The 19,619-nt window shown below is 72.6% G+C and carries 13 protein-coding genes and 1 tRNA gene; 6 read left to right on the top strand and 8 right to left on the bottom strand.

The annotated features are described in order from the left end of the window. Nucleotides 1-6: 6 nt before the first annotated feature. The 5 genes from rho to lysA form a co-directional block, all read right to left on the bottom strand. The gene (gene rho / locus Y09_RS10030; RefSeq protein ID WP_053917584.1) at nucleotides 7-2,166 is read right to left on the bottom strand and encodes a transcription termination factor Rho; all 2,160 of its coding nucleotides are present in this window, start codon (nucleotides 2,164-2,166) and stop codon (nucleotides 7-9) included. 342 nt (nucleotides 2,167-2,508) lie between these two features. Further along, entirely contained in the window at nucleotides 2,509-3,423 is a 915-nt protein-coding gene (gene thrB, locus Y09_RS10025; protein WP_053917583.1) for a homoserine kinase, read from the bottom strand. Continuing rightward, complete coding sequence (gene thrC / locus Y09_RS10020; RefSeq protein ID WP_053917582.1) at nucleotides 3,420-4,478, bottom strand: threonine synthase; 1,059 nt, start codon at nucleotides 4,476-4,478, stop codon at nucleotides 3,420-3,422. The genes thrB and thrC overlap by 4 nt, the downstream gene beginning before the upstream one ends. 4 nt (nucleotides 4,479-4,482) lie before the next feature. Continuing rightward, a complete protein-coding gene (locus Y09_RS10015) occupies nucleotides 4,483-5,838 on the bottom strand; it encodes a homoserine dehydrogenase (protein ID WP_053917581.1) in 1,356 nt (451 codons plus the stop codon). Between the two features lie 151 nt (nucleotides 5,839-5,989). Continuing rightward, the gene (gene lysA, locus Y09_RS10010) at nucleotides 5,990-7,402 is read right to left on the bottom strand and encodes a diaminopimelate decarboxylase (RefSeq protein ID WP_053917580.1); all 1,413 of its coding nucleotides are present in this window, start codon (nucleotides 7,400-7,402) and stop codon (nucleotides 5,990-5,992) included. Nucleotides 7,403-7,734: 332 nt separating this feature from the next. Between lysA and Y09_RS10005 the strand changes: the two genes are divergently transcribed. Further along, complete coding sequence (locus Y09_RS10005) at nucleotides 7,735-10,011, top strand: bifunctional alpha,alpha-trehalose-phosphate synthase (UDP-forming)/trehalose-phosphatase (protein WP_053917579.1); 2,277 nt, start codon at nucleotides 7,735-7,737, stop codon at nucleotides 10,009-10,011. Between the two features lie 55 nt (nucleotides 10,012-10,066). On the opposite strand, the gene Y09_RS10000 is transcribed toward Y09_RS10005, so the two are convergent. The 3 genes from Y09_RS10000 to Y09_RS09990 form a co-directional block, all read right to left on the bottom strand. Next, a tRNA-Arg gene (locus Y09_RS10000) sits at nucleotides 10,067-10,139 on the bottom strand. Between the two features lie 78 nt (nucleotides 10,140-10,217). Next, nucleotides 10,218-11,276 carry a tRNA (adenosine(37)-N6)-threonylcarbamoyltransferase complex transferase subunit TsaD gene (gene tsaD, locus Y09_RS09995; protein WP_053917578.1) on the bottom strand — a complete coding sequence of 353 codons (1,059 nt, stop codon included), beginning with the start codon at nucleotides 11,274-11,276 and terminating at the stop codon, nucleotides 10,218-10,220. Next, the gene (locus tag Y09_RS09990) at nucleotides 11,273-12,199 is read right to left on the bottom strand and encodes a M23 family metallopeptidase (protein ID WP_234695695.1); all 927 of its coding nucleotides are present in this window, start codon (nucleotides 12,197-12,199) and stop codon (nucleotides 11,273-11,275) included. The genes tsaD and Y09_RS09990 overlap by 4 nt, the downstream gene beginning before the upstream one ends. A gap of 396 nt (nucleotides 12,200-12,595) precedes the next feature. Here Y09_RS09990 and Y09_RS09985 point away from each other — a divergent pair, with 396 nt between their 5' ends. The 5 genes from Y09_RS09985 to Y09_RS18225 all read left to right on the top strand — a co-directional run bounded on the left by Y09_RS09985 (nucleotide 12,596) and on the right by Y09_RS18225 (nucleotide 19,544). Further along, complete coding sequence (locus tag Y09_RS09985) at nucleotides 12,596-13,417, top strand: response regulator transcription factor (RefSeq protein ID WP_053917576.1); 822 nt, start codon at nucleotides 12,596-12,598, stop codon at nucleotides 13,415-13,417. Continuing rightward, nucleotides 13,414-14,523, top strand: a complete 1,110-nt coding sequence (locus Y09_RS09980) for a HAMP domain-containing sensor histidine kinase (protein ID WP_053917575.1) — start codon at nucleotides 13,414-13,416, stop codon at nucleotides 14,521-14,523. The genes Y09_RS09985 and Y09_RS09980 overlap by 4 nt, the downstream gene beginning before the upstream one ends. Nucleotides 14,524-14,646: 123 nt before the next feature. Further along, on the top strand, nucleotides 14,647-18,489 hold the full coding sequence (locus Y09_RS09975; protein WP_053917574.1) for a multifunctional oxoglutarate decarboxylase/oxoglutarate dehydrogenase thiamine pyrophosphate-binding subunit/dihydrolipoyllysine-residue succinyltransferase subunit: 3,843 nt from the start codon (nucleotides 14,647-14,649) through the stop codon (nucleotides 18,487-18,489). A gap of 86 nt (nucleotides 18,490-18,575) precedes the next feature. After that, nucleotides 18,576-19,220 (top strand): GDSL-type esterase/lipase family protein, encoded by a 645-nt coding sequence (locus Y09_RS09970; RefSeq protein ID WP_010549618.1) that lies wholly within the window; start codon nucleotides 18,576-18,578, stop codon nucleotides 19,218-19,220. A gap of 249 nt (nucleotides 19,221-19,469) precedes the next feature. Further along, nucleotides 19,470-19,544 carry a 50S ribosomal protein bL37 gene (locus Y09_RS18225; protein WP_369801468.1) on the top strand — a complete coding sequence of 25 codons (75 nt, stop codon included), beginning with the start codon at nucleotides 19,470-19,472 and terminating at the stop codon, nucleotides 19,542-19,544. Nucleotides 19,545-19,619: the final 75 nt, after the last annotated feature.

Here is a 19,619-nt window from a genome sequence, read left to right as displayed (position 1 = left end):
GCGGGATCATTCGCCGCTGCGCGCCCCCACGCTCGGGGTGTTCTTCTGGACCGTCATGAGGAACTCGGTGTTGGACTGGGTCTTCTTGACCCGCTCCAGCAGCAGCTCGAGCGCCTGCTGCTGCTCGAGGGCGCCGAGGACCCGGCGCAGCTTCCACATGATCGAGAGCTCGTCCTTGCCCATCAGCACCTCCTCGCGGCGGGTGCCGGAGGCGTTGACGTCCACCGCCGGGAAGATCCGCTTGTCGGCGAGGTGGCGGGACAGGCGCAGCTCCATGTTGCCGGTGCCCTTGAACTCCTCGAAGATCACCTCGTCCATCTTCGAGCCGGTCTCCACCAGCGCCGAGGCGAGGATGGTGAGCGAGCCGCCGTGCTCGATGTTGCGCGCCGCGCCGAAGAAGCGCTTGGGCGGGTACAGCGCCGAGGCGTCCACGCCGCCGGAGAGGATCCGACCGGAGGCCGGGGCCGCGAGGTTGTAGGCGCGGGAGAGGCGGGTGAGCGAGTCCAGCAGCACCACGACGTCCTTGCCCAGCTCCACCAGGCGCTTCGCGCGCTCGATCGCGAGCTCGGCGACGATGGTGTGGTCCGAGGCGGGGCGGTCGAAGGTCGAGGCGATGACCTCGCCCTTGACCGTGCGCTGCATGTCGGTGACCTCCTCGGGGCGCTCGTCGACGAGCACGACCATGAGGTGGACCTCGGGGTTGTTCGCGGTGATCGCGTTGGCGATCTGCTGCATGATGATCGTCTTGCCGGCCTTCGGGGGCGCGACGATGAGGCCGCGCTGGCCCTTGCCGATCGGCGAGACGAGGTCGATGATCCGCGGCGCGACGGAGTTCTGCGCGGTCTCCAGGCGCAGACGCTCGTCCGGGTACAGCGGGGTGAGCTTGGAGAAGTCCACCCGCTGGCGGGCCCGCTCGACGGGCATGCCGCTGACGGTGTCGACCTGCACGAGCGCGGCGAACTTGCCCTGGTTCTGGCCGCCCTTGCCGCGGCGGTTGCGGCCGCCGCCGTGGTGCTGGACCTGCTCGACGTGCTGCTCCTCGCCCTCGCGGGGCGCCTTGACCTGCCCGGTCACGGCATCGCCCTTGCGCAGGCCGTACTTGCGGACCTGGTTCATCGTGACATGGACGTCGCTCGGGCCGGGCAGGTAGCCGGTGGTGCGCACGTAGGCGTGGTTGTCGCGGATGTCGAGGATGCCCGCGATGGTCATCAGCTCGTCGCCCTCGCGGACCTCGTTGTCGTCCTGCGAGCCCTGACCGCCCTGCTGGTTCTGGCCGCCCTGACCGCCCTGCTCGCCGCCGCGGCCGCGGCGCTTGCGGTCGCGCGAGCGGCTGCGGCTGCGCGAGCGACCGCGGCGGTCGTCGTCGTAGCCGTCGCCGCCCTGGCCGTCCTGCTGCTCGCCCGATCGGTCGGGAAGCTCGATGTCCTCGAGGCGGCGGCGCGGGGACCCGCCCTGCTCGTTGTTCCGGCCGTGGTTCTGCTGACCGTCGCGGTTCTGCTGACCGTCGCGGTTCTGCTGACCGTCGCGGTTCTGCTGCTCGCCGCGGCCCTGGCCACCGCGCTGCTGCTGGTCGCGATTCTGCTGGTCGCGGTTCTGCTGGTCGCGGTTCTGCTGGTCGCGGTTCTGCTGGTCGCGATTCTGCTGGTCACGACCCTGCTGGTCACGACCCTGCTGGTCGCGACCCTGCTGGTCGCGTCCGCCCTGGTCCTGCTGGTCACCGCGGCGGCCGCGGCCGCCCTGCTGCGTGCCCGAGTCCTCGCGGGCGGCGCTGCGGTCGGGCAGCTCGATGCCCAGATCGGGGGCGGTCGCCTCGGGGGCGGAGGCCTCGCGGGTGCTGCGGGAGCGGGAGCGGGTGCGGGGACGCTCGGAGGCCGCGTCGGACGTGCCGGCGGCCTCGGGAGCGGAGGAGGCGGCGTCGGCGGGTGCCGAGGCGGCGGGCGTCGAGGCGGCCGACGTCGGAGCGGCAGGCTCCGCGGCGGGCGCCGGGGCGCTCTGAGCAGGGGCGGAGGCGCCGGCCGAGGCGGGGACCGCTCCCCCACGGAGCGCCTCGATCAGCTCGCCCTTGCGCAGTCGCCGGGCACCCTTGATGCCGCGCTCGGCGGCCATGGCCTGCAGCTCGGGGAGCTTCTTCGCCGCGAGATCCGCGCCGGAGGTGGTGTCGTTCACCCGGGTTCCTTCCTGTCGAACCGGCCGCGCCGGTTCATGTCTGGTCTGGATGCCGCTCAGGGCCGGGGAACGTGCCCGGGCGCTGCGGCGGCGGGTCCGTGCAGGGGGTTCGTCCGCGGTGCGGGGCATCCGCGACCGACCTGCCGGTGTGCTTCGGGGTGCGTCGAGGGCGGCGAACGGACCCATGGGGCATCTCGACGAGGAGATGCGGGGACCGTGCGCGGCGCTGCTCGGAGAGACAGCTCAGCGAGCACATCGGGGGCGCGGAGATCTGCGCAGAGGATCCCCCGAGGGGACCAAAGTGCAGGGATCAGCGTCGTGCGATGTCGCCTGGACGCAGGGTCAACCTACCACAGGGGCCGAGGACTGCTCACGCAGCGCCACCTCGGCGATCCGCCAGCCCGCGGGATCGCGGACGAAGCGGCGCACCAGCGGTGCGAGCTCGCGGCGGCTGCCCGCCATCACGAGCACGGAGGGGCCGGCGCCCGAGACCACTGCGGGATGCCCCTCCTGGCGCAGCACCCTCATCAGCTCGACGCTCTCCGGCATGCCGGGGGCGCGCTGCTCCTGGTGGAGCCGGTCCTCGGTCGCCTCCATCAGGAGCTCCGGCGCTCCGGCCAGGGCGTGGACCAGCAGCGCGGCCCGCGAGGCGTTGAACACGGCGTCGGCGTGCGGCACCTCCGCGGGCAGCAGGCCCCGAGCCCGGTGGGTGGACAGCGTCGCGGTGGGCAGCAGCACCACGGGGCGCAGCACGTCCGCGGCGTGGTGCAGCGGCACCGCCCGCGCGAGAGGTCCCTGCATCCAGGAGAGCACCGGTCCGCCCAGCAGCGCGGGCGCGGCGTTGTCGGGATGGCCCTCGAACTCGGTGGCGAGCTGGAGCACCGTCTCGTCGTCGAGCGCCTCCGGCTCCGAGATCATCCCGCGGGCGAGCAGCAGCCCGGCCACGGTCGCCGCGGCGCTCGAGCCCAGCCCGCGGCCGTGCGGGATCCGGTTCACGGCGTGCAGGGCCAGCCCGCTCTGGGGAGCGCCGGCGTGGTCGAGGCCGCGTCGCAGGGCCCGCACCACCAGGTGCTCCTCGCCGTGGGGCACGGAGCCCGCGCCCTCTCCGTCGACGGTGATCTCGAGACCGCCGGTGGTCGCCCGGACGCTCAGCTCGTCGCACAGGTCCAGCGCCAGGCCCAGGGTGTCGAAGCCCGGGCCGAGGTTCGCGGAGGTCGCGGGGACCTGCACGGACACCTGCGTGTGCTGGATCCTCACAGCCCGATGGCCTCCGCGGCCGCCGCGATGTCCACCGGCACCACCGTCGGGGTGAGGTCGTGCTGGGTGAGGGCGGTGTCGGTGTCCTTCAGGCCGTTGCCGGTCACGGTGATCGCGATCGTCGCACCGGCGGGCACCTGCCCGCGCTCGGCCTGCTGCAGCAGCCCGGCCACGCCGGCGGCGGAGGCCGGCTCCACGAAGATCCCCACCTCGCCGGCGAGCAGCTTCTGGGCGTCGAGGATCTGCTGGTCGGAGACCGCGTCGATCAGGCCGCCGGAGTCGTCGCGGGCCTCGACGGCCAGATGCCAGGAGGCGGGGGCGCCGATGCGGATCGCCGTCGCGATCGTCTCGGGCTCCGTGATCGGATGGCCGGCCACGAAGGGGGCGGCGCCCGCGGCCTGGAAGCCCCACATCGCCGGCAGCGAGTCGGTGATCCCCTTCTCGCGGTACTCCTTGTAGCCCATCCAGTAGGCGGAGATGTTCCCGGCGTTGCCGACGGGCAGGACATGGATGTCGGGGGCGCGGCCCAGCGCGTCGGCGACCTCGAAGGCGGCGGTCTTCTGCCCCTGCAGCCGGAAGGGGTTCACGGAGTTCACCAGCTCGATAGGGTGCTCCGCATCGAGCTTGCGGGCGATCTCGAGGCAGTCGTCGAAGTTGCCGTCGACCTGGATCAGCTTCGCGCCGTGCACCACGGCCTGGGCGAGCTTGCCCGCGGCGATCTTGCCCTGCGGGATCAGCACCGCGCAGGTGATCCCGGCCGCGGTCGCGTAGGCCGCGGCGGAGGCGGAGGTGTTGCCGGTCGAGGCGCACACCACCGCGGTCGCGCCGTCGCTGACGGCCCGCGACATCGCCGAGACCATGCCGCGATCCTTGAAGGAGCCGGTCGGGTTCATACCCTCGACCTTCACGTGCACCTCGGCGCCGACGCGCTCGGAGAGCGCAGGGGCGGGGACCAGCGGGGTGCCGCCCTCCCCGAGGGTCAGCAGGGTGTCACCGTCCTCGAAGGGCAGGTGCTCGCGGTACTCGGCGAGGACGCCGCGCCACTGATGGGCCATGGGGTCAATCTCCTTCGATGCGGAGGACGGAGTCGATGCTGAGCACGGTCGCGGTCGCGGAGAACATGTCCAGCGACGCGGTCATCGCGCTCTCGAGCGCCCGGTGGGTGCTGATCCCGATGTGGGCGAGGGCCTGGGAGCCCTCCTCCCGCGAGTGGAGGAGCTCCTGGTGGATCGTCGAGATCGAGATGCCGTAGCCCGAGAGGGTCCCGGCGATCTCGGCGAGCACGCCGGGACGGTCCTGCACGGTCAGCGAGATGTAGAAGGCGCTGCGCAGCTCCTCGAGCGGGATCGACTCGAGCTCTGCGTAGCGGGACTCGCGCGGCCCCACTCCCCCGTGCACGCGGGAGCGTGCCGCGGAGACGACGTCGCCGAGGATCGCGGAGGCGGTCGGCGCGCCGCCGGCGCCCTGGCCGTAGAACATCAGGGAGCCGGCCGCCTCGGCCTCGATGAACACCGCGTTGTACGCCTCGGAGACGGAGGCCAGCGGGTGGGAGTCGGGGATCAGCGCCGGGTAGACGCGGGCGGAGATCCGCTCCCCGTTCTCCTCCTCGACCCGCTCGACGATCGACAGCAGCTTGATCGTGCGGCCCATCCGCCCGGCGGCGGCGATGTCCTGCGCGGAGACGGAGGTGATGCCCTCGCAGTGCACGTCGGCCAGGCGCACCCGGGAGTGGAAGGCCAGCGACGCGAGGATCGATGCTTTCGCCGCGGCGTCGTGGCCCTCGACGTCGGCCGTCGGGTCGGCCTCGGCGTAGCCGAGCTCCTGCGCGCTCGCGAGCGCGTCGCCGAAGTCGGCGCCGGTGCGCGTCATGGCGTCGAGGATGTAGTTCGTGGTGCCGTTGACGATGCCCATCACGCGCTGGATCCGGTCCCCGGCGAGGGACTCCCGCACCGGACGGACCAGCGGGATGGCGCCGGCGACGGCGGCCTCGAAGGAGAGGTCCACGCCGTGCACGTCCGCGGCCTCGTAGAGGGAGGCGCCGTCCTGGGCGAGCAGCGCCTTGTTCGCGGTGACCACGCTCGCGCCGTGCTCCATCGCCTCCAGCAGCAGGGCACGGGCCGGCTCGATGCCGCCCATCACCTCGATCACGAGGTCGGCCTCGCGCACCAGGGCGCTGGGGTCGTCGGTGAGCAGCGCGGCGGGCACGTGCTCGCCGCGGTCCTTGATCCGGTCGCGCACGGCCACCCCGGTGACCTCGAGGCGGGCGCCGATGCGGTGGGCGAGCTCGTCCCCCTGCTGCGCGATCAGGCGCAGCACCTCGGTGCCGACCGTGCCCGCGCCGAGCACGGCCACGCGCAGGGCGGGGAGGGAGGAGCTGTCCGGGCTCGCCGGAGGCTGCGGGACGGTCTGTGACATCTGCGAAGGGTCCTTCCACAGGGGCCGACGGGCGGGAGGGGCGGGCGTGTGCACTGTAGCCGAGGTGGCCGCGCCCGCGTGACCGCGTATGAACGCGGGCGTCCTGGTCACGGCGGGCCGGCCGGGCGGGCGGTTCGCGGGAGGGGCGGGCTCAGCCGACATCGAGGCCGAGCAGGTCCTCCTCCGTCTCGCGACGGATCAGGGTGCGGATCTCCCCGTCCTTCACCGCGATCACGGGCGGGCGCGGGACGTGGTTGTAGTTCGAGGCGAGCGAGTAGCAGTACGCGCCGGTGACCGGGACGGAGACCAGGTCGCCGCGGCGCACGTCGGCGGGGAGGTACTCGTCCTTGACCACGATGTCGCCGCTCTCGCAGTGCTTTCCGACCACGCGCACCACCTCGGGCTGCTCCTCGGAGACGCGGCCCGAGAGCAGGCAGGAGTAGTCCGCGTCGTACAGGGCGGTGCGGACGTTGTCGCTCATGCCGCCGTCGACGGAGACGTAGACGCGGTGGTGCGGGCCGCCCAGCCGCACGTCCTTGACGGTGCCGACGGTGTAGAGCGTCTGGGTGGAGGGGCCCGCGATCGCGCGGCCGGGCTCGAAGGAGACGTGAGGGACCTCGAGCTCGAGCTCGTGGCACTGCTTCTCCACGATCCCCGCGATCCCGCTGGCGAGGGCCTCCGGGGTCGAGGGCGTGTGCTGGGTGTTGTACATGACGCCGAAGCCGCCGCCGAGGTCGAGCTGGGTGATCGTGTGCCCGAGCTCGTCGCGCACCTGCGCGACCAGGTCCAGCACGCGCCGGGCCGCGACCTCGAATCCGCCGGTGTCGAAGATCTGGGAGCCGATGTGGGAGTGCAGGCCGACGAGCTCGAGGTGCTCGGCCTCCAGGACCCGCCGCACGGCCTCGAAGGCCGTGCCGCCGGTGAGGGAGAGACCGAACTTCTGGTCCTCGTGTGCGGTCGCGATGAACTCGTGGGTGTGCGCCTCCACGCCCGTGGTCACCCGCAGCATCACGGCGGCGCGCAGGCCGAGCTCGGCGGCGACCGCGTCGACCAGGTCGATCTCGTCCAGGGAGTCCACGACGATCCGGCCCACCCCCGCCTCGAGGGCGCGGCGGATCTCGGCGAGGGACTTGTTGTTGCCGTGCAGCGCGATCCGCTCGCCGGGGAAGCCGGCGCGCAGGGCGACGGCGAGCTCGCCGCCGGTGCACACGTCCAGTCCCAGCCCGTCCTCCTCGACCCAGCGGGCGACGGCGCCGCACAGGAAGGCCTTGCCCGCGTAGTAGACGTCGGCCCCGGCATGGGGGCGGAAGGCCTCGGCGAAGGCGTCACGGAAGGCGCGGGCGCGGTGGCGGAAGTCGTCCTCGTCGAGCACGAAGGCGGGGGTGCCGACCTCCTCGGCGATCCGGGCGACGCTCACCCCGCCCACCTCGACCGCGCCGTCCTCGGTGCGGCGGGCGGTGCGGGACCACAGGCCGTCGATCAGGGTGTTGACGTCGCTGGGATAGGGCAGCCACGTGGGGGCCGCGTCGTTGCCGTGGAGGGCACCGGCTTCGTGGGCGCGCATGGGGGCTCCTGGTCTCGCTCGAGCCCGCCGCACGGGCGGGCCGCGCCGTCGGCGCCCCGGAATCGTACGAGCCCGGCCCGCCCGAGCGGGCGCGGGTCCGCACCGCGAACAGCTCGCGCCGGCCCGCCCACCGTTCGGTCGGACATCGTCCGCACTGGTCGCGGGCGCATGAAGGGCCTGGTGAGGACCCAGTGCACAGTCCGGGGCGGACGGCGCGTGAGCGATCGCACTTGATAGGCTCGCAGCATCGACGCGGGTGCCGCGGGGGCCCGTTCATGAGAGCCCGACGCGACGCTCCGCCGCCTCAGTGCTCGACCCGTGAAGGAGTACCGGTGCCCACCACCCCCACCCCCCAGGACCGCTCGCACGAGCTGGTCGTCGTCGCCAATCGCCTGCCCGTCGACTCCCGCACCCTCCCCGACGGGGCCACCGAATGGGTCACCAGCCCCGGCGGCCTGGTCACCGCGATGGAGTCGGTGATGCGCACGGTGGACTCCGGCGCCTGGGTGGGCTGGGCCGGATCGCCGGGCGAGCCGCCCGCCCCCTTCGAGGCCGACGGGATGAGCCTGTACCCGGTGCGGCTCGAACAGGAGGACGTGGAGCGCTACTACGAGGGCTACTCCAACGCGACCCTGTGGCCGCTCTACCACGACGTGATCGTCGATCCCGAGTTCCACCGCGGCTGGTGGGACTCCTATCTCGCGACGAACCGCCGCTTCGCCGACTCCGCCGCACCCGTCGCCGCCCCCGGCGGCACGATCTGGGTGCACGACTACCAGCTGCAGCTCGTGCCCCGGATGATCCGGGAGAAGCGCTCCGACGCGCGGATCGGCTTCTTCAACCACATCCCCTTCCCCTCCGTCGAGCTGTTCTCCCAGCTGCCCAAGCGCAACTCGATCCTGCGCGGGCTGCTCGGCGCGGACCTGATCGGCTTCCAGCGCGAGAGCGACTCGCTGAACTTCGTCGCCGCGGTGCGGAAGCTGCTGGGCTACCACGTGGACGGGTTGACGATCTCGGTGCCGGGCGTCGGCGCCGCCCCGATGCGGGAGGTCGAGGTGCGCACCTTCCCGATCTCGATCGACTCCTCCGCCGTCTCCGCGCTCACCGAGGACGAGGAGATCCGCGAGCGTGCGCGGGCCCTGCGCCACGACCTGGGCGACCCGGCGAAGGTGGTGCTCGGGGTGGACCGGCTCGACTACACCAAGGGCATCCGCCACCGGCTCAAGGCCTGGGGGGAGCTGCTGGACGACGGTCTGATCGATCCCCACGACACGGTGATGATCCAGGTCGCGACGCCGTCGCGGGAGCGGGTGGAGGCCTACCGGCAGCTGCGGGACGAGGTCGAGCTGACCGTCGGCCGCATCAACGGCGAGCACGCACCGCTGGGCCGGCCGGCCGTGTCCTACCAGCACCACTCCTTCGATCGCCGAGAGATGACCGCGCTGTTCATGGCCGCCGACGTGGTGCTCGTCACCGCCCTGCGGGACGGCATGAACCTCGTCGCCAAGGAGTACGTCGCCTCCCGTCCGGACCTGCAGGGTGTGCTGGTGCTGAGCGAGTTCGCCGGCGCCGCGGACGAGCTGCGCGCGGCGGTCCTGGTGAACCCCCATGACATCGACGAGCTGAAGTCCGCGATCCTGCGCGCCCTGGCGATGCCCGAGGAGGAGCAGGAGGAGGCGATGCGCTCCCTGCGCCATCAGGTGATGGAGAACGACGTGCAGTCCTGGGCGCACGACTTCCTCGAGAACCTCGAGCACGCCGGGCGCGAAGCGCAGGCCGCGGTGCCCGTGGTGAGGCTGCGCGGCGACGAGCCCAGCGCGCCCGAGGAGATCGACGAGGCGCTGCGCGCCTTCGCCGACGTTCCGCGTCTGCTGATCGCCTCGGACTTCGACGGTGTGCTCGCCCCGATCGTCGAGGACCGCGATGCGGTCCAGCCCGATGCCGAGGCGCTCGGCGCGCTGCGGGACCTGGCCGAGATGCCCGGCGTCGCGGTGGCGCTCGTCTCCGGCCGCGCACTGGAGGATCTGGACCGGCACACGCAGATGCCGAGCTCGGTGGTGCTCGTCGGCTCGCACGGCGCGGAGGTCGGTGCGCTGCCGCCGTGGATGCAGGCCGAGGTGCTGGACCGCTCGGCGCTGTCGATGACACCGGAGAAGGAGGAGCTGCTCGCGACGATCACGGCGACTCTGCGCCGCATCGCACGAGCGCATCCGGGCACCGAGGTGGAGACCAAGCCCACCGCCGCGGTGCTGCACACCCGCAGCGCCCGGGGCCGAGGCGGCATCAACGCCACCGAGTCCGCGCTGGAGTACGCCACCACCCTGCCGGACGTGACCGTCACCCCCGGCAAGGAGGTCGTGGAGTTCTCGGTGGTGCACACGTCCAAGGGCGTCGCCGTCGATGCGCTCGCCCGGGCCAGCGCCTCCGACGCCTGGCTCTACCTCGGCGACGACGTGACCGACGAGTCCGTCTTCGCCGCGGCCGAGGAGCAGGACGTCACGCTGAAGGTGGGCGGCGGCGACTCCGCGGCGGCCCTGCGCATCGCGGACACCGTCGCGGCGCGCGAGGTGCTGCAGCGCCTGCGGGAGCTGCGCGGCGAGCAGCGCTGAGCCCCCGGGACGACTCGAGCCGCGTCCCCGATCGGGGACGCGGCTCGGAACTCGGTGCCCGCGACAGGATTCGAACCTACGACCTTCTGCTCCGGAGGCAGACGCTCTATCCACTGAGCTACGCGGGCGGACTCCAGGAGTCTAGCAACACCTGGGGGCGATCGAGCACGCCGGCAGCGCGAGCGACCGAGGGTGTGAGAGGGACCTCACCGCAGCAGCGGGAGCTGGGCCCCGTGGAGCACGGCGGAGGGGTCCGCGGCGATGGAGAGGCCGCTGGGCGCGGCGCCGGAGCGCACCAGCAGGTCGCCGACCGCGGCGATCATCGCGCCGTTGTCGGTGCACAGCCGCGGCGGCGGGATGCGCAGCTCGACCCCGGCGGCGTCGCAGCGCTCCTGGGCGACAGCCCGCAGGCGGGCGTTCGCGGCGACCCCGCCGACGATGACGAGGGTGTCCAGCCCGCGCTCCTGCACGGCGCGCAGCGACTTGGTGACCAGCACGTCGACGACGGCCTGCTCGAAGGAGGCGGCGATGTCCGCGACGGGCACGGGCTCGCCGGCGCGCTCGAGGGTCTCCACGGTGCGGGCCACGGAGGTCTTGAGCCCGGAGAAGGAGAAGGTGAAGGGCGCATCCCCGGGCCGCAGCATGGCGCGCGGGAAGGCGAAGGCGGCGGGATCGCCGCCGACCGCGGCGCGGGAGATCGCAGGCCCGCCCGGGTAGCCGAGACCCAGCAGGCGGGAGACCTTGTCGAAGGCCTCCCCCGCGGCATCGTCGAGGGTGTCGCCGAGGTGCTCGATCGGATCGCGCACGAGGTCGCCGACAGCGAGGATCGAGGTGTGCCCGCCGGAGACGATCAGGACGATGGACTGCTCGGGCAGGGGGCCGTGCTCGAGGGTGTCGGCGGCGGCATGGCCGGCGAGGTGGTGCACCCCGTACAGAGGCTTGTCCAGCGCCCAGGCGATGGACTTCGCGGCGGCGAGCCCCACGTGGACGGCGGTGGCGAGGCCGGGACCGGAGGTCACGGCGACATGGGTGATGTCCCGCGCCTGCACGCCGGCGTCGTCGAGGGCGATCTGCAGCGTCGGGACGACCGCGTCGAGGTGCGCGCGGGCCGCGATCTCGGGGACGACGCCGCCGAACATCGCGTGCTGGGAGGCGCTCGAGGCGAGGCCCTGGCCCAGCAGGATCCCGTCCGAGACGATCCCGAAGCCGGTCTCGTCGCAGGAGGACTCGACCCCGAGGACGACGGGCGCGCCGGAGGAGGTCACCGCAGCAGCGACATCGGGTCGGAGTAGTTTCCCGCCTCGTCCATCTTCGCGAAGTGGAGGTGGCAGCCGGTGGAGCGGCCGGTCGAGCCGACGTAGCCGACGGTGTCGCCCTGGGCGACGGTCGCGCCGACCGAGGTGTTGAAGCCCTGGAGGTGGTAGTAGCCGGTGACGACCCCGTTGCCGTGGTCGATCTTCACGCGGTTGCCGGAGGCGTGGTGGTACTCGACGGCGACGACGGTGCCGGACTTGGCGGCCTTGACCGGGGCGCCGCAGGCGGCGCCGAAGTCGACGCCGTCGTGGCCCTTGTAGTAGCCGAGCACGGGGTGGATGCGGCCCCCGTAGCCGGAGGTGATGGGGCCGGAGGAGGGGCGGATGTAGCCGGAGTCGCTGCCGACGACGGCCTCGCCCTCAGCGGAGTCGGAGCCCTCGACGGAGTCGGTCCCCTCGGAGGAGGCGGTGCCGGCGGCGCCCTCCGCGCCCGCGGCGGCCTCGGTGACGACGGGCTCGGGCTCGGGCTCGGGCACGGAGACCTCGATGCCGGTGCTCTCGGCCTCGTCCTCCGCGGCGGCGGGGGCGGTGCGCTCCTCGGAGCGGCTCGCGGCGTCGCCCTCGGCGGCGCGCGCCTCGACGGCGGCCTCGGTGGTCGCGGCCGCGGCGTCGGTCGCGCCGGGCAGGGCCACGGGGGAGATCGCGGCGGCGGCCTGCGGTGCGGCGGCGGGGGCCTGAGCGATCGGCTCGGCCAGGGCGGCCTCGTCGATGCCCGCGGCGGCGGCGGCGAGAGGAGCGGCGATGGTGGCGGTGGCGAGGACGCCGAGGACGCCCGCCTTCACGGCACCCGTGGGCAGCGCGTGGTCGCGGTGCGTTCCTCCGACCGTACGGTGCTTGCGCACCGCGGCGCGTCCATCAGCGCGATGATTCGCCACCTGAGATCCTCTTCCGTTTCGACTGCGAGTCTCGTCCGTGTATCCGTTCGGGCACGGCAGCTGTCCCGTGCGCGACGCCGGACGGGGAAGTACGCGTCGCTGAACAACGTCGACCAACCTATGTGCAGGTCAGCGCGTTGAGCGAGCGAGGCGACCGGGTCATTGCCAAGTTTTTGCCATGTCGGCTGAAAGGTGGGGAGATCTTGACGGGAGGGCCTTCCGGGAGGGGCGCGTGTCACTCCTGCGGGTCGTTCGGGGTCCGCGATGCGGACGCCCCGGGGTGCGCGCGGCCCTCCGCGGAGCGTTCCGGCAGGCGCCGTGGGGGTCCTGTGCAGGAGTCGTGGGGTGCCCTCCGCCTCCGGGATCGCCCGGGGGACGCCGTCTAGAGTGAGCCCCATGTCGACCCCGGACCGCAGCTCAGCCGCCGACTCCTCGCCCGTGCGCGTGGTGGTGATCGAGGACGAGCCCACGATCACCCGCGCGATCGCCGACCGGCTCACCGCCGAGGGCTGGGAGGTCTCCACCGCCCTCGACGGCCCCTCCGGCGTGCGCACCGTCGCCGAGGTGCGCCCGGACCTCGTCGTGCTCGACGTGATGCTCCCCGGCTTCGACGGGCTCGAGGTGTGCCGTCGGATCCAGGCCGACGAGCCGGTCCCGGTGCTCATGCTCACCGCGCGCGACGACGAGACCGACATGCTCGTCGGCCTCGGCGTCGGCGCCGACGACTACATGACCAAGCCCTTCTCCATCCGCGAGCTCGTCGCCCGGCTGAAGGCGCTGCTGCGCCGGGTGCGCCGCGCGGGCCCGCCCGCACCGGGCGAGACGGAGAAGCAGGAGGCGCTGCAGTTCGGGGACCTCGTGATCGACCGCGCCGGCCGACGGGTGATGCGCGCCGGGGTGCCCGCCCACCTCACGCCCACCGAGTTCGACCTGCTGCTGTGCCTGGCCAACGCCCCCGGCACCGTGCTCACCCGCGAGCAGCTGCTCGCCGACGTATGGGACTGGGTCGACGCGACCGGCACCCGCACCGTCGACTCCCATGTCAAGGCGCTGCGCCGCAAGCTCGGCGCGGATCTCGTGCGCACCGTGCACGGCGTCGGCTACGCGCTCGAGATCCCGGAGGATCCCGAGGAGGACGCCCCGGCCGCCGGCTCCGAGAGCGCCGTGACGGACCTGCACTCGATGCCCACCCCGCACGAGCCGACCTCGGACTCGTGAGCGGGCCCCGCCCCGGAGGCGTGGAGGCCCCCGCCGCGCACGCCCGCCGCCGGGTCCCCGAGCGGCTCGACGTGCGCCCGCTGGACCGCTTCCGCTCCTTCAAGGTCAAGCTCGGGATCCTGGTGGGCGTGAGCGTGACCGTCGCGGCGCTGCTGACGCAGGTGAGCATCCGCGCCGGGATCGAGCCGCTGCTGTCCCTGCCGCTGGTCGTGATCGCCGCGCTGGTCTCCACCCAGCTGCTCGCCCGGGGCATGACCTCTCCACTGCGGCAGATGACCGCGGCCGCCCAGGCGATGGCGCGCGGGGACTACAGCGGACCGGTGCGCACCACGAGCCGCGACGAGGTGGGGCAGCTGGCCGAGGCCTTCTCCGTCATGGCCGCCGAGCTCGAGCAGACCGACCGCACCCGCCGGGACCTCGTCGCGAACGTCTCCCACGAGCTGCGCACGCCCGTCGCGGGCCTGCGCGCCCAGCTGGAGAACCTCGTCGACGGCGTCACCGAGCCCGATCCCGCCGCGCTCGAGGTGGCCCTGACCGAGACCGAGCGGCTCTCCCAGCTCGTCGACCACCTCCTGGACCTCTCTCGGCTGGACGCCGGGGTGATCCACCTCGACCTCGAGGAGGTCGAGCTGACCCCCTTCCTCCACGAGGTCGTCGACGCCGCCGCCCTCGCCGCCGGAGGGCGGGACGTGCGCTGGATCGTCGACGTCGACCCGCCCGACCTCTCCGTCGCGGCCGACGCCGCCCGGCTCCACCAGGTGATCCACAACCTGCTGGAGAACGCCGCCCGCCACTCCCCCGCCGGCGGACGCATCCACATCAGCGCCTCCCGCACCGGGGAGGACGACGGGGTGCGGATCGACGTCGACGACGAGGGGCCCGGCATCGCGCGCGAGGACCGTGACCGGGTCTTCGAGCGCTTCCAGCGCGGCGGAGCCGCGGACTCCTCCGGCGGGACGGGCCTGGGCCTGGCGATCGCGCGCTGGGCGGTGGGCCTGCATGGAGGCACGATCGAGGTGCTGGACGACCCCCGCAGCACCGGAGCGCAGGAGGGGCGCTCCTCCCTGATCCGGGTCGTGATCCCCGATCCCGGACCGGAGGCGTGATGTCCCCCACCACCGGCGTCCCGAGCCGCGCGCGACCTGCGCCGCGGCGCGCGCTGGGATCCGCGGGCCGTTACGCTGGAGCCATCCGTATCTCTCGATTGTGAGAAGGCTGGCGATCTCAGAGTGTCACAGCAGACACAGGACTCCGATTCCGCGGAGTTCGGCCCCAATCAGTGGCTCGTGGACGCGCTCCGCGAGCAGTGGCGGGAGGACCCCTCGAGCGTCGACCCCAGCTGGGCGGAGCACTTCGCCTCCACCAGCTCGGCACGCACCGAGGCCCCCGACGCTCCCGGCCCGACCCCGGAGACCTCCGAGGCGGCGACGACGCCGCCCGCGGCGGCTCCTCCCTCGACCCCCGATGCGGCGCCCGCCGCCGCGGCCGTCCCTGACGACACCGGCCACGAGGCTCCCGCCCCTGCTCCGGCCGCGTCGCCGACGCCCGCTCCCTCCTCCCCGGCCGCCCCGTCGGCCGCCTCGACGCCCGCGAAGGAATCCCCTGCCGTGAACGAACCCACCTCGACGCCCGCCCCGAGGACTCCCGCGGTCTCCACGACCTCCGACCGTCCGGCCAAGGTCCCCACGACCACCGCGCAGATCCCCGCGGTCGAGCTGCACGAGCCGGAGCCCACGAAGCTGCGTGGACCGGCCGCCGCCGTCGTGAGGAACATGGACGAGTCCCTCACCGTCCCGACCGCGACCTCGGTGCGCGACGTGCCGGTCAAGCTCCTGTTCGACAACCGCATCGTGATCAACAACCACCTCAAGCGCCACCGCGCCGGCAAGGTCTCCTTCACCCACCTGATCGGCTGGGCGATGGTCGAGGCGGTCACCGAGATCAACGACATGAACAACGGCTTCGACGTCGACGAGAAGGGCAAGCCGCTCCTGCTCAAGCGCGAGGACGTCAACTTCGGCCTCGCCATCGACATGCCCCGCCCCGACGGCTCCCGCGGCCTCGTGGTGCCGAACATCAAGGCGGCGCAGCGCTTCGACTTCCGCGGCTTCTGGAGGGCCTACGAGGAGGTCGTCAAGAAGGCCCGCGCCGGCAAGCTGACGATGGACGACTTCACCGGCACCACCGTCTCGCTGACCAACCCCGGCGGCATCGGCACCGTCCACTCGATCCCGCGCCTGATGAAGGGCCAGGGCGTGATCGTGGGCGTCGGCGCGATGGACTACTCCGCCCAGTTCCAGGGCGCGAGCCCGGCGACCCTCGCCGAGCTCGCCGTCTCGAAGGTCATGACGATGACCTCGACCTACGACCACCGCATCATCCAGGGCGCCGCCTCGGGCGAGTTCCTCAAGCGGATGGCGGACAAGCTGCTGGGCAAGGACGGCTTCTACGACCGCGTCTTCGCCTCGCTGCGCCTGCCCTACCAGCCCGTGCGCTGGGTGCCGGACAACCCCTTCCGCCTCACCACCTCGGAGCGCCTCGCCCGGGTGATGGACCTGATCCACTCCTTCCGCGTGCGCGGGCACCTCATGGCGGACACCGATCCGCTGCAGTACAAGGTCCGCAACCATCCGGACCTCGACGTGGAGACCTACGGCTTGACGCTGTGGGACCTCGACCGCACCTTCCCGACCCGCGGCCTGGGCAGCAAGGACCAGATGACGCTGCGGGACATCCTCGGCGTGCTGCGAGACGCGTACTGCCGCACCATCGGCGTGGAGTACATGCACATCTCCGACCCGGAGGAGCGCGCCTGGATCCAGCACAGGATGGAGGCCCCGCGCGAGCCCTTCGACAAGGCAGAGCTGACCCACATCATGGAGCGCCTCAACGCCGCCGAGGCGTTCGAGACCTTCCTGCAGACGAAGTTCGTCGGCCAGAAGCGGTTCTCCCTCGAAGGCGGCGAGGCCGTCATCCCGATGCTCGACACGGTGCTGCACGGCGCCGCCCATGAGGGTCTGGACGAGGTGGCCATCGGCATGTCGCACCGCGGGCGCCTGAACGTCCTCTCCAACCTCGCCGGCAAGAGCTACGGCCAGATCTTCCAGGAGTTCGAGGGCAACTACGGCGAGAAGCTCGGCTCGGGCGATGTGAAGTACCACCTGGGCACCGAGGGCACCTACACCTCCCACGACGGGAAGTCGACCAAGGTGTACCTCGCGGCCAACCCCTCGCACCTCGAGGCCGTCAACCCCGTCCTCGAGGGCATCGTCCGCGCCAAGCAGGACCGCCTCGAGCGCCCCGAGGAGTTCCCGGTGCTGCCGGTGCTCGTCCACGGCGACGCGGCCTTCGCCGGCCAGGGCGTGGTCACGGAGACGCTGAACCTCTCCGAGCTGCGCGGCTACCGCACCGGCGGCACGATCCACGTGATCATCAACAACCAGATCGGCTTCACCACGCTGCCGGACTCCTCACGCTCGTCCTTCTACTCCACGGACGTCGCGAAGTCGACCCAGCTGCCGATCTTCCACGTCAACGGCGACGATCCCGAGGCCTGCGTGCGGGTCGCCGAGATCGCCTTCGAGTACCGCCAGAAGTTCCACCGCGACGTGGTCATCGACATGGTCTGCTACCGCCGCCGCGGCCACAACGAGGGCGACGACCCCTCGATGACCCAGCCGGAGATGTACAAGCTCATCAACGAGAAGGTCTCCACCCGCAAGCAGTACATGGAGACCCTCGTCGAGCGCGGCGACCTCACCGAGGAGGAGACCGAGAGCCTGGTGCGCAACTTCCAGGAGCACCTCGACGAGGCCTTCGCCTCGACCCGTTCCGACGCCGGCTCCGCGAAGCCCGCGGAGGCCAACGTGCAGGGCCTGGACCTGCCGGAGGCGCAGCAGGGCGGCGACGCGCCCGAGCAGGCCGTCACCGCGGTCGACGCGTCGGTCGTGGCGCGGATCGGGCAGGCGCATGCGGAGGTCCCCGAGTCCTTCACCGTCCACCCCAAGCTGCGCCAGGTGCTCGAGCGCCGCACGCAGATGTCCTCGCGGGGCGGGATCGACTGGGCCTACGGCGAGCTGCTCGCCTTCGGCTCGCTGCTGATGCAGGGCCGCCGGGTGCGCCTGGCCGGCCAGGACTCGCGCCGCGGCACCTTCGTGCAGCGCCACAGCGTGCTGATCGACCACGAGAGCGGAGACACCTGGACCCCGCTGTCCTATCTCAGCGACGACCAGGCACGCTTCAACGTCTACGACTCCTCGCTCTCGGAGTTCGCGGCGCTGGGCTTCGAGTACGGCTACTCCGTGGAGAGCCCGAACTCGCTGGTGCTGTGGGAGGCGCAGTTCGGCGACTTCGTCAACGGCGCCCAGACGATCATCGACGAGTTCATCTCCGCCTCCGAGCAGAAGTGGGGCCAGAACTCGAGCGTGGTCATGCTGCTGCCGCACGGCTACGAGGGCCAGGGGCCCGACCACTCCTCCGCCCGCATCGAGCGCTTCCTGCAGCTGTGCGCGGAGGAGAACATGCGGGTCGCGGCGCCGTCCACCCCGGCGAGCTACTTCCACCTGCTGCGCAAGCAGGCGCTCACCGAGCCGCGCAAGCCGCTCATCGTCTTCACCCCGAAGTCGATGCTGCGCAACAAGGCGGCCGTCAGCGCGGTCGAGGACTTCACCTCCGGCACCTTCGAGCCGGTCCTGCCGGACACGACCGTGGACCGGGCCGGCGTGCGCCGCGTGCTGCTCGCCTCGGGCAAGGTGTACTGGGACCTCGTGGCGCGCCGCGAGAAGCTCGACGCGACCGACACCGCGATCGTCCGCGTCGAGCAGCTCTACCCGCTGCCCGAGGCGCAGCTGCGCACCGCGCTGGACGTCTACCCCGATGCGCCGCTGGTATGGGTCCAGGAGGAGCCGCAGAACCAGGGCGCCTGGAGCTTCATGGCGATGAACTTCGCCGTCGAGGTGGGGCGCACCCTGCGGGTCGTGGCCCGTCCGGCCTCGGCCTCCCCGGCCACCGGCTCGACCTCCGCGCACAAGGCCGAGCAGGAGGATCTGCTCACCCGCGCGTTCGAGGCCTGAGCGACCCTCGGCGCGGGGCACTGGTTCGCCCGTGGCCCGCGCCGCCGTTAGAGTGAACCGACCCCGTCCCCTTCCAGGAGGTCCCGGTGCAGACCGTGCCCACTTCGCCCGTCCCGGATCCGGGCTCCCGGATCCGGATCATCGCGCTCGGCGACGAGCTCCTCGCCGGGATCGGCGACGCCCGAGCGCTGGGCTGGCTGGGCCGGGCCGTGGCCAGCGAGCAGGGTGCCGACTGCCGCATCGACGTGTTCTCCGCGGCGCTGCCGGGCGAGACCTCCGCGGAGCTGGCCGAGCGCTGGGACGCCGACGTCAAGCGTCGCTTCTCCGAGCAGGGCCGCGCCGACGGCTCCGTCGACCACCGGGTGGTGCTCGCGATGGGCCGCGCCGACGTCGAGGCCGGGATCTCCCTGGCCCGTTCGCGCCTGAACCTCGCCAAGATCCTCGACGGCCTCGAGCGTCTGCGCATCCCCGCCTTCGTGGTGGGCCCCGCCCCGAGCCGGGACCCGGCCACCACCGCGGGCGTGCGCGAGCTCTCCGGTGCCTTCGAGGACGTCTGCGCGCGGCGCCGCATCCCCTACGTCGACACCGTCGGCGGGCTGGTGGGCCACGACCAGTGGGAGAGCGACCTCGCCCGCTCCGCCGGCGACCACCCCGGGCAGACCGGCTACGGCCTCATCGCCTGGCTGGTGCTGCACAGCGGCTTCGGCTCCTGGCTCGGCACCTCCCGCTGACCTCGTCGGGTGGGTCGGCTCTCCGGCCGCCCGCACACCGCTCGTCCGCCCAGGGCGCCTCGGACGGCCCTGCCAGCCTCCTCCCCCATCGAGTGGCAGATCTCTGCGCGAGGAAGCAGCCGGCCGGCTCGGGGCGCGGGCGGGTGAGGTCCGACTCAGGTGCTGCGAGGGGCTCGGATGAGGCTCCGCGCGGAGCCTCCGATATGGCATGATCGACGGGTTCATTCCGGGTGAAGGAAGGAGAGCGTGATGAGCAAGCGAGGACGCAAGCGCAAGGCTCGCCGCAAGAACAGCGCGAATCGCGGCAAGCGGCCCAACAGCTGACCGCGCCGTCGCCGATGGCGACATGTCGAAGGGCTCCTCCCGATGGGAGGAGCCCTTCGTCATGTCCGGGGGGGG

This window comes from Brachybacterium sp. SW0106-09 (assembly GCF_001293905.1).
Taxonomy (GTDB): Bacteria; Actinomycetota; Actinomycetes; order Actinomycetales; family Dermabacteraceae; genus Brachybacterium; species Brachybacterium conglomeratum.
This window is presented reverse-complemented; position numbering and strand designations above follow the sequence as displayed.

Bases quoted from the DNA above. Each gene is read 5' to 3' on its own strand.
- lysA (WP_053917580.1), bottom strand. From the start codon at position 7,402: ATGCGCGCCCACGAAGCCGGTGCCCTCCACGGCAACGACGCGGCCCCC.
- thrC (WP_053917582.1), bottom strand. From the start codon at position 4,478: ATGGCCCATCAGTGGCGCGGCGTCCTCGCCGAGTACCGCGAGCACCTG.
- Y09_RS10015 (WP_053917581.1), bottom strand. From the start codon at position 5,838: ATGTCACAGACCGTCCCGCAGCCTCCGGCGAGCCCGGACAGCTCCTCC.
- Y09_RS09985 (WP_053917576.1), top strand. From the start codon at position 12,596: ATGTCGACCCCGGACCGCAGCTCAGCCGCCGACTCCTCGCCCGTGCGC.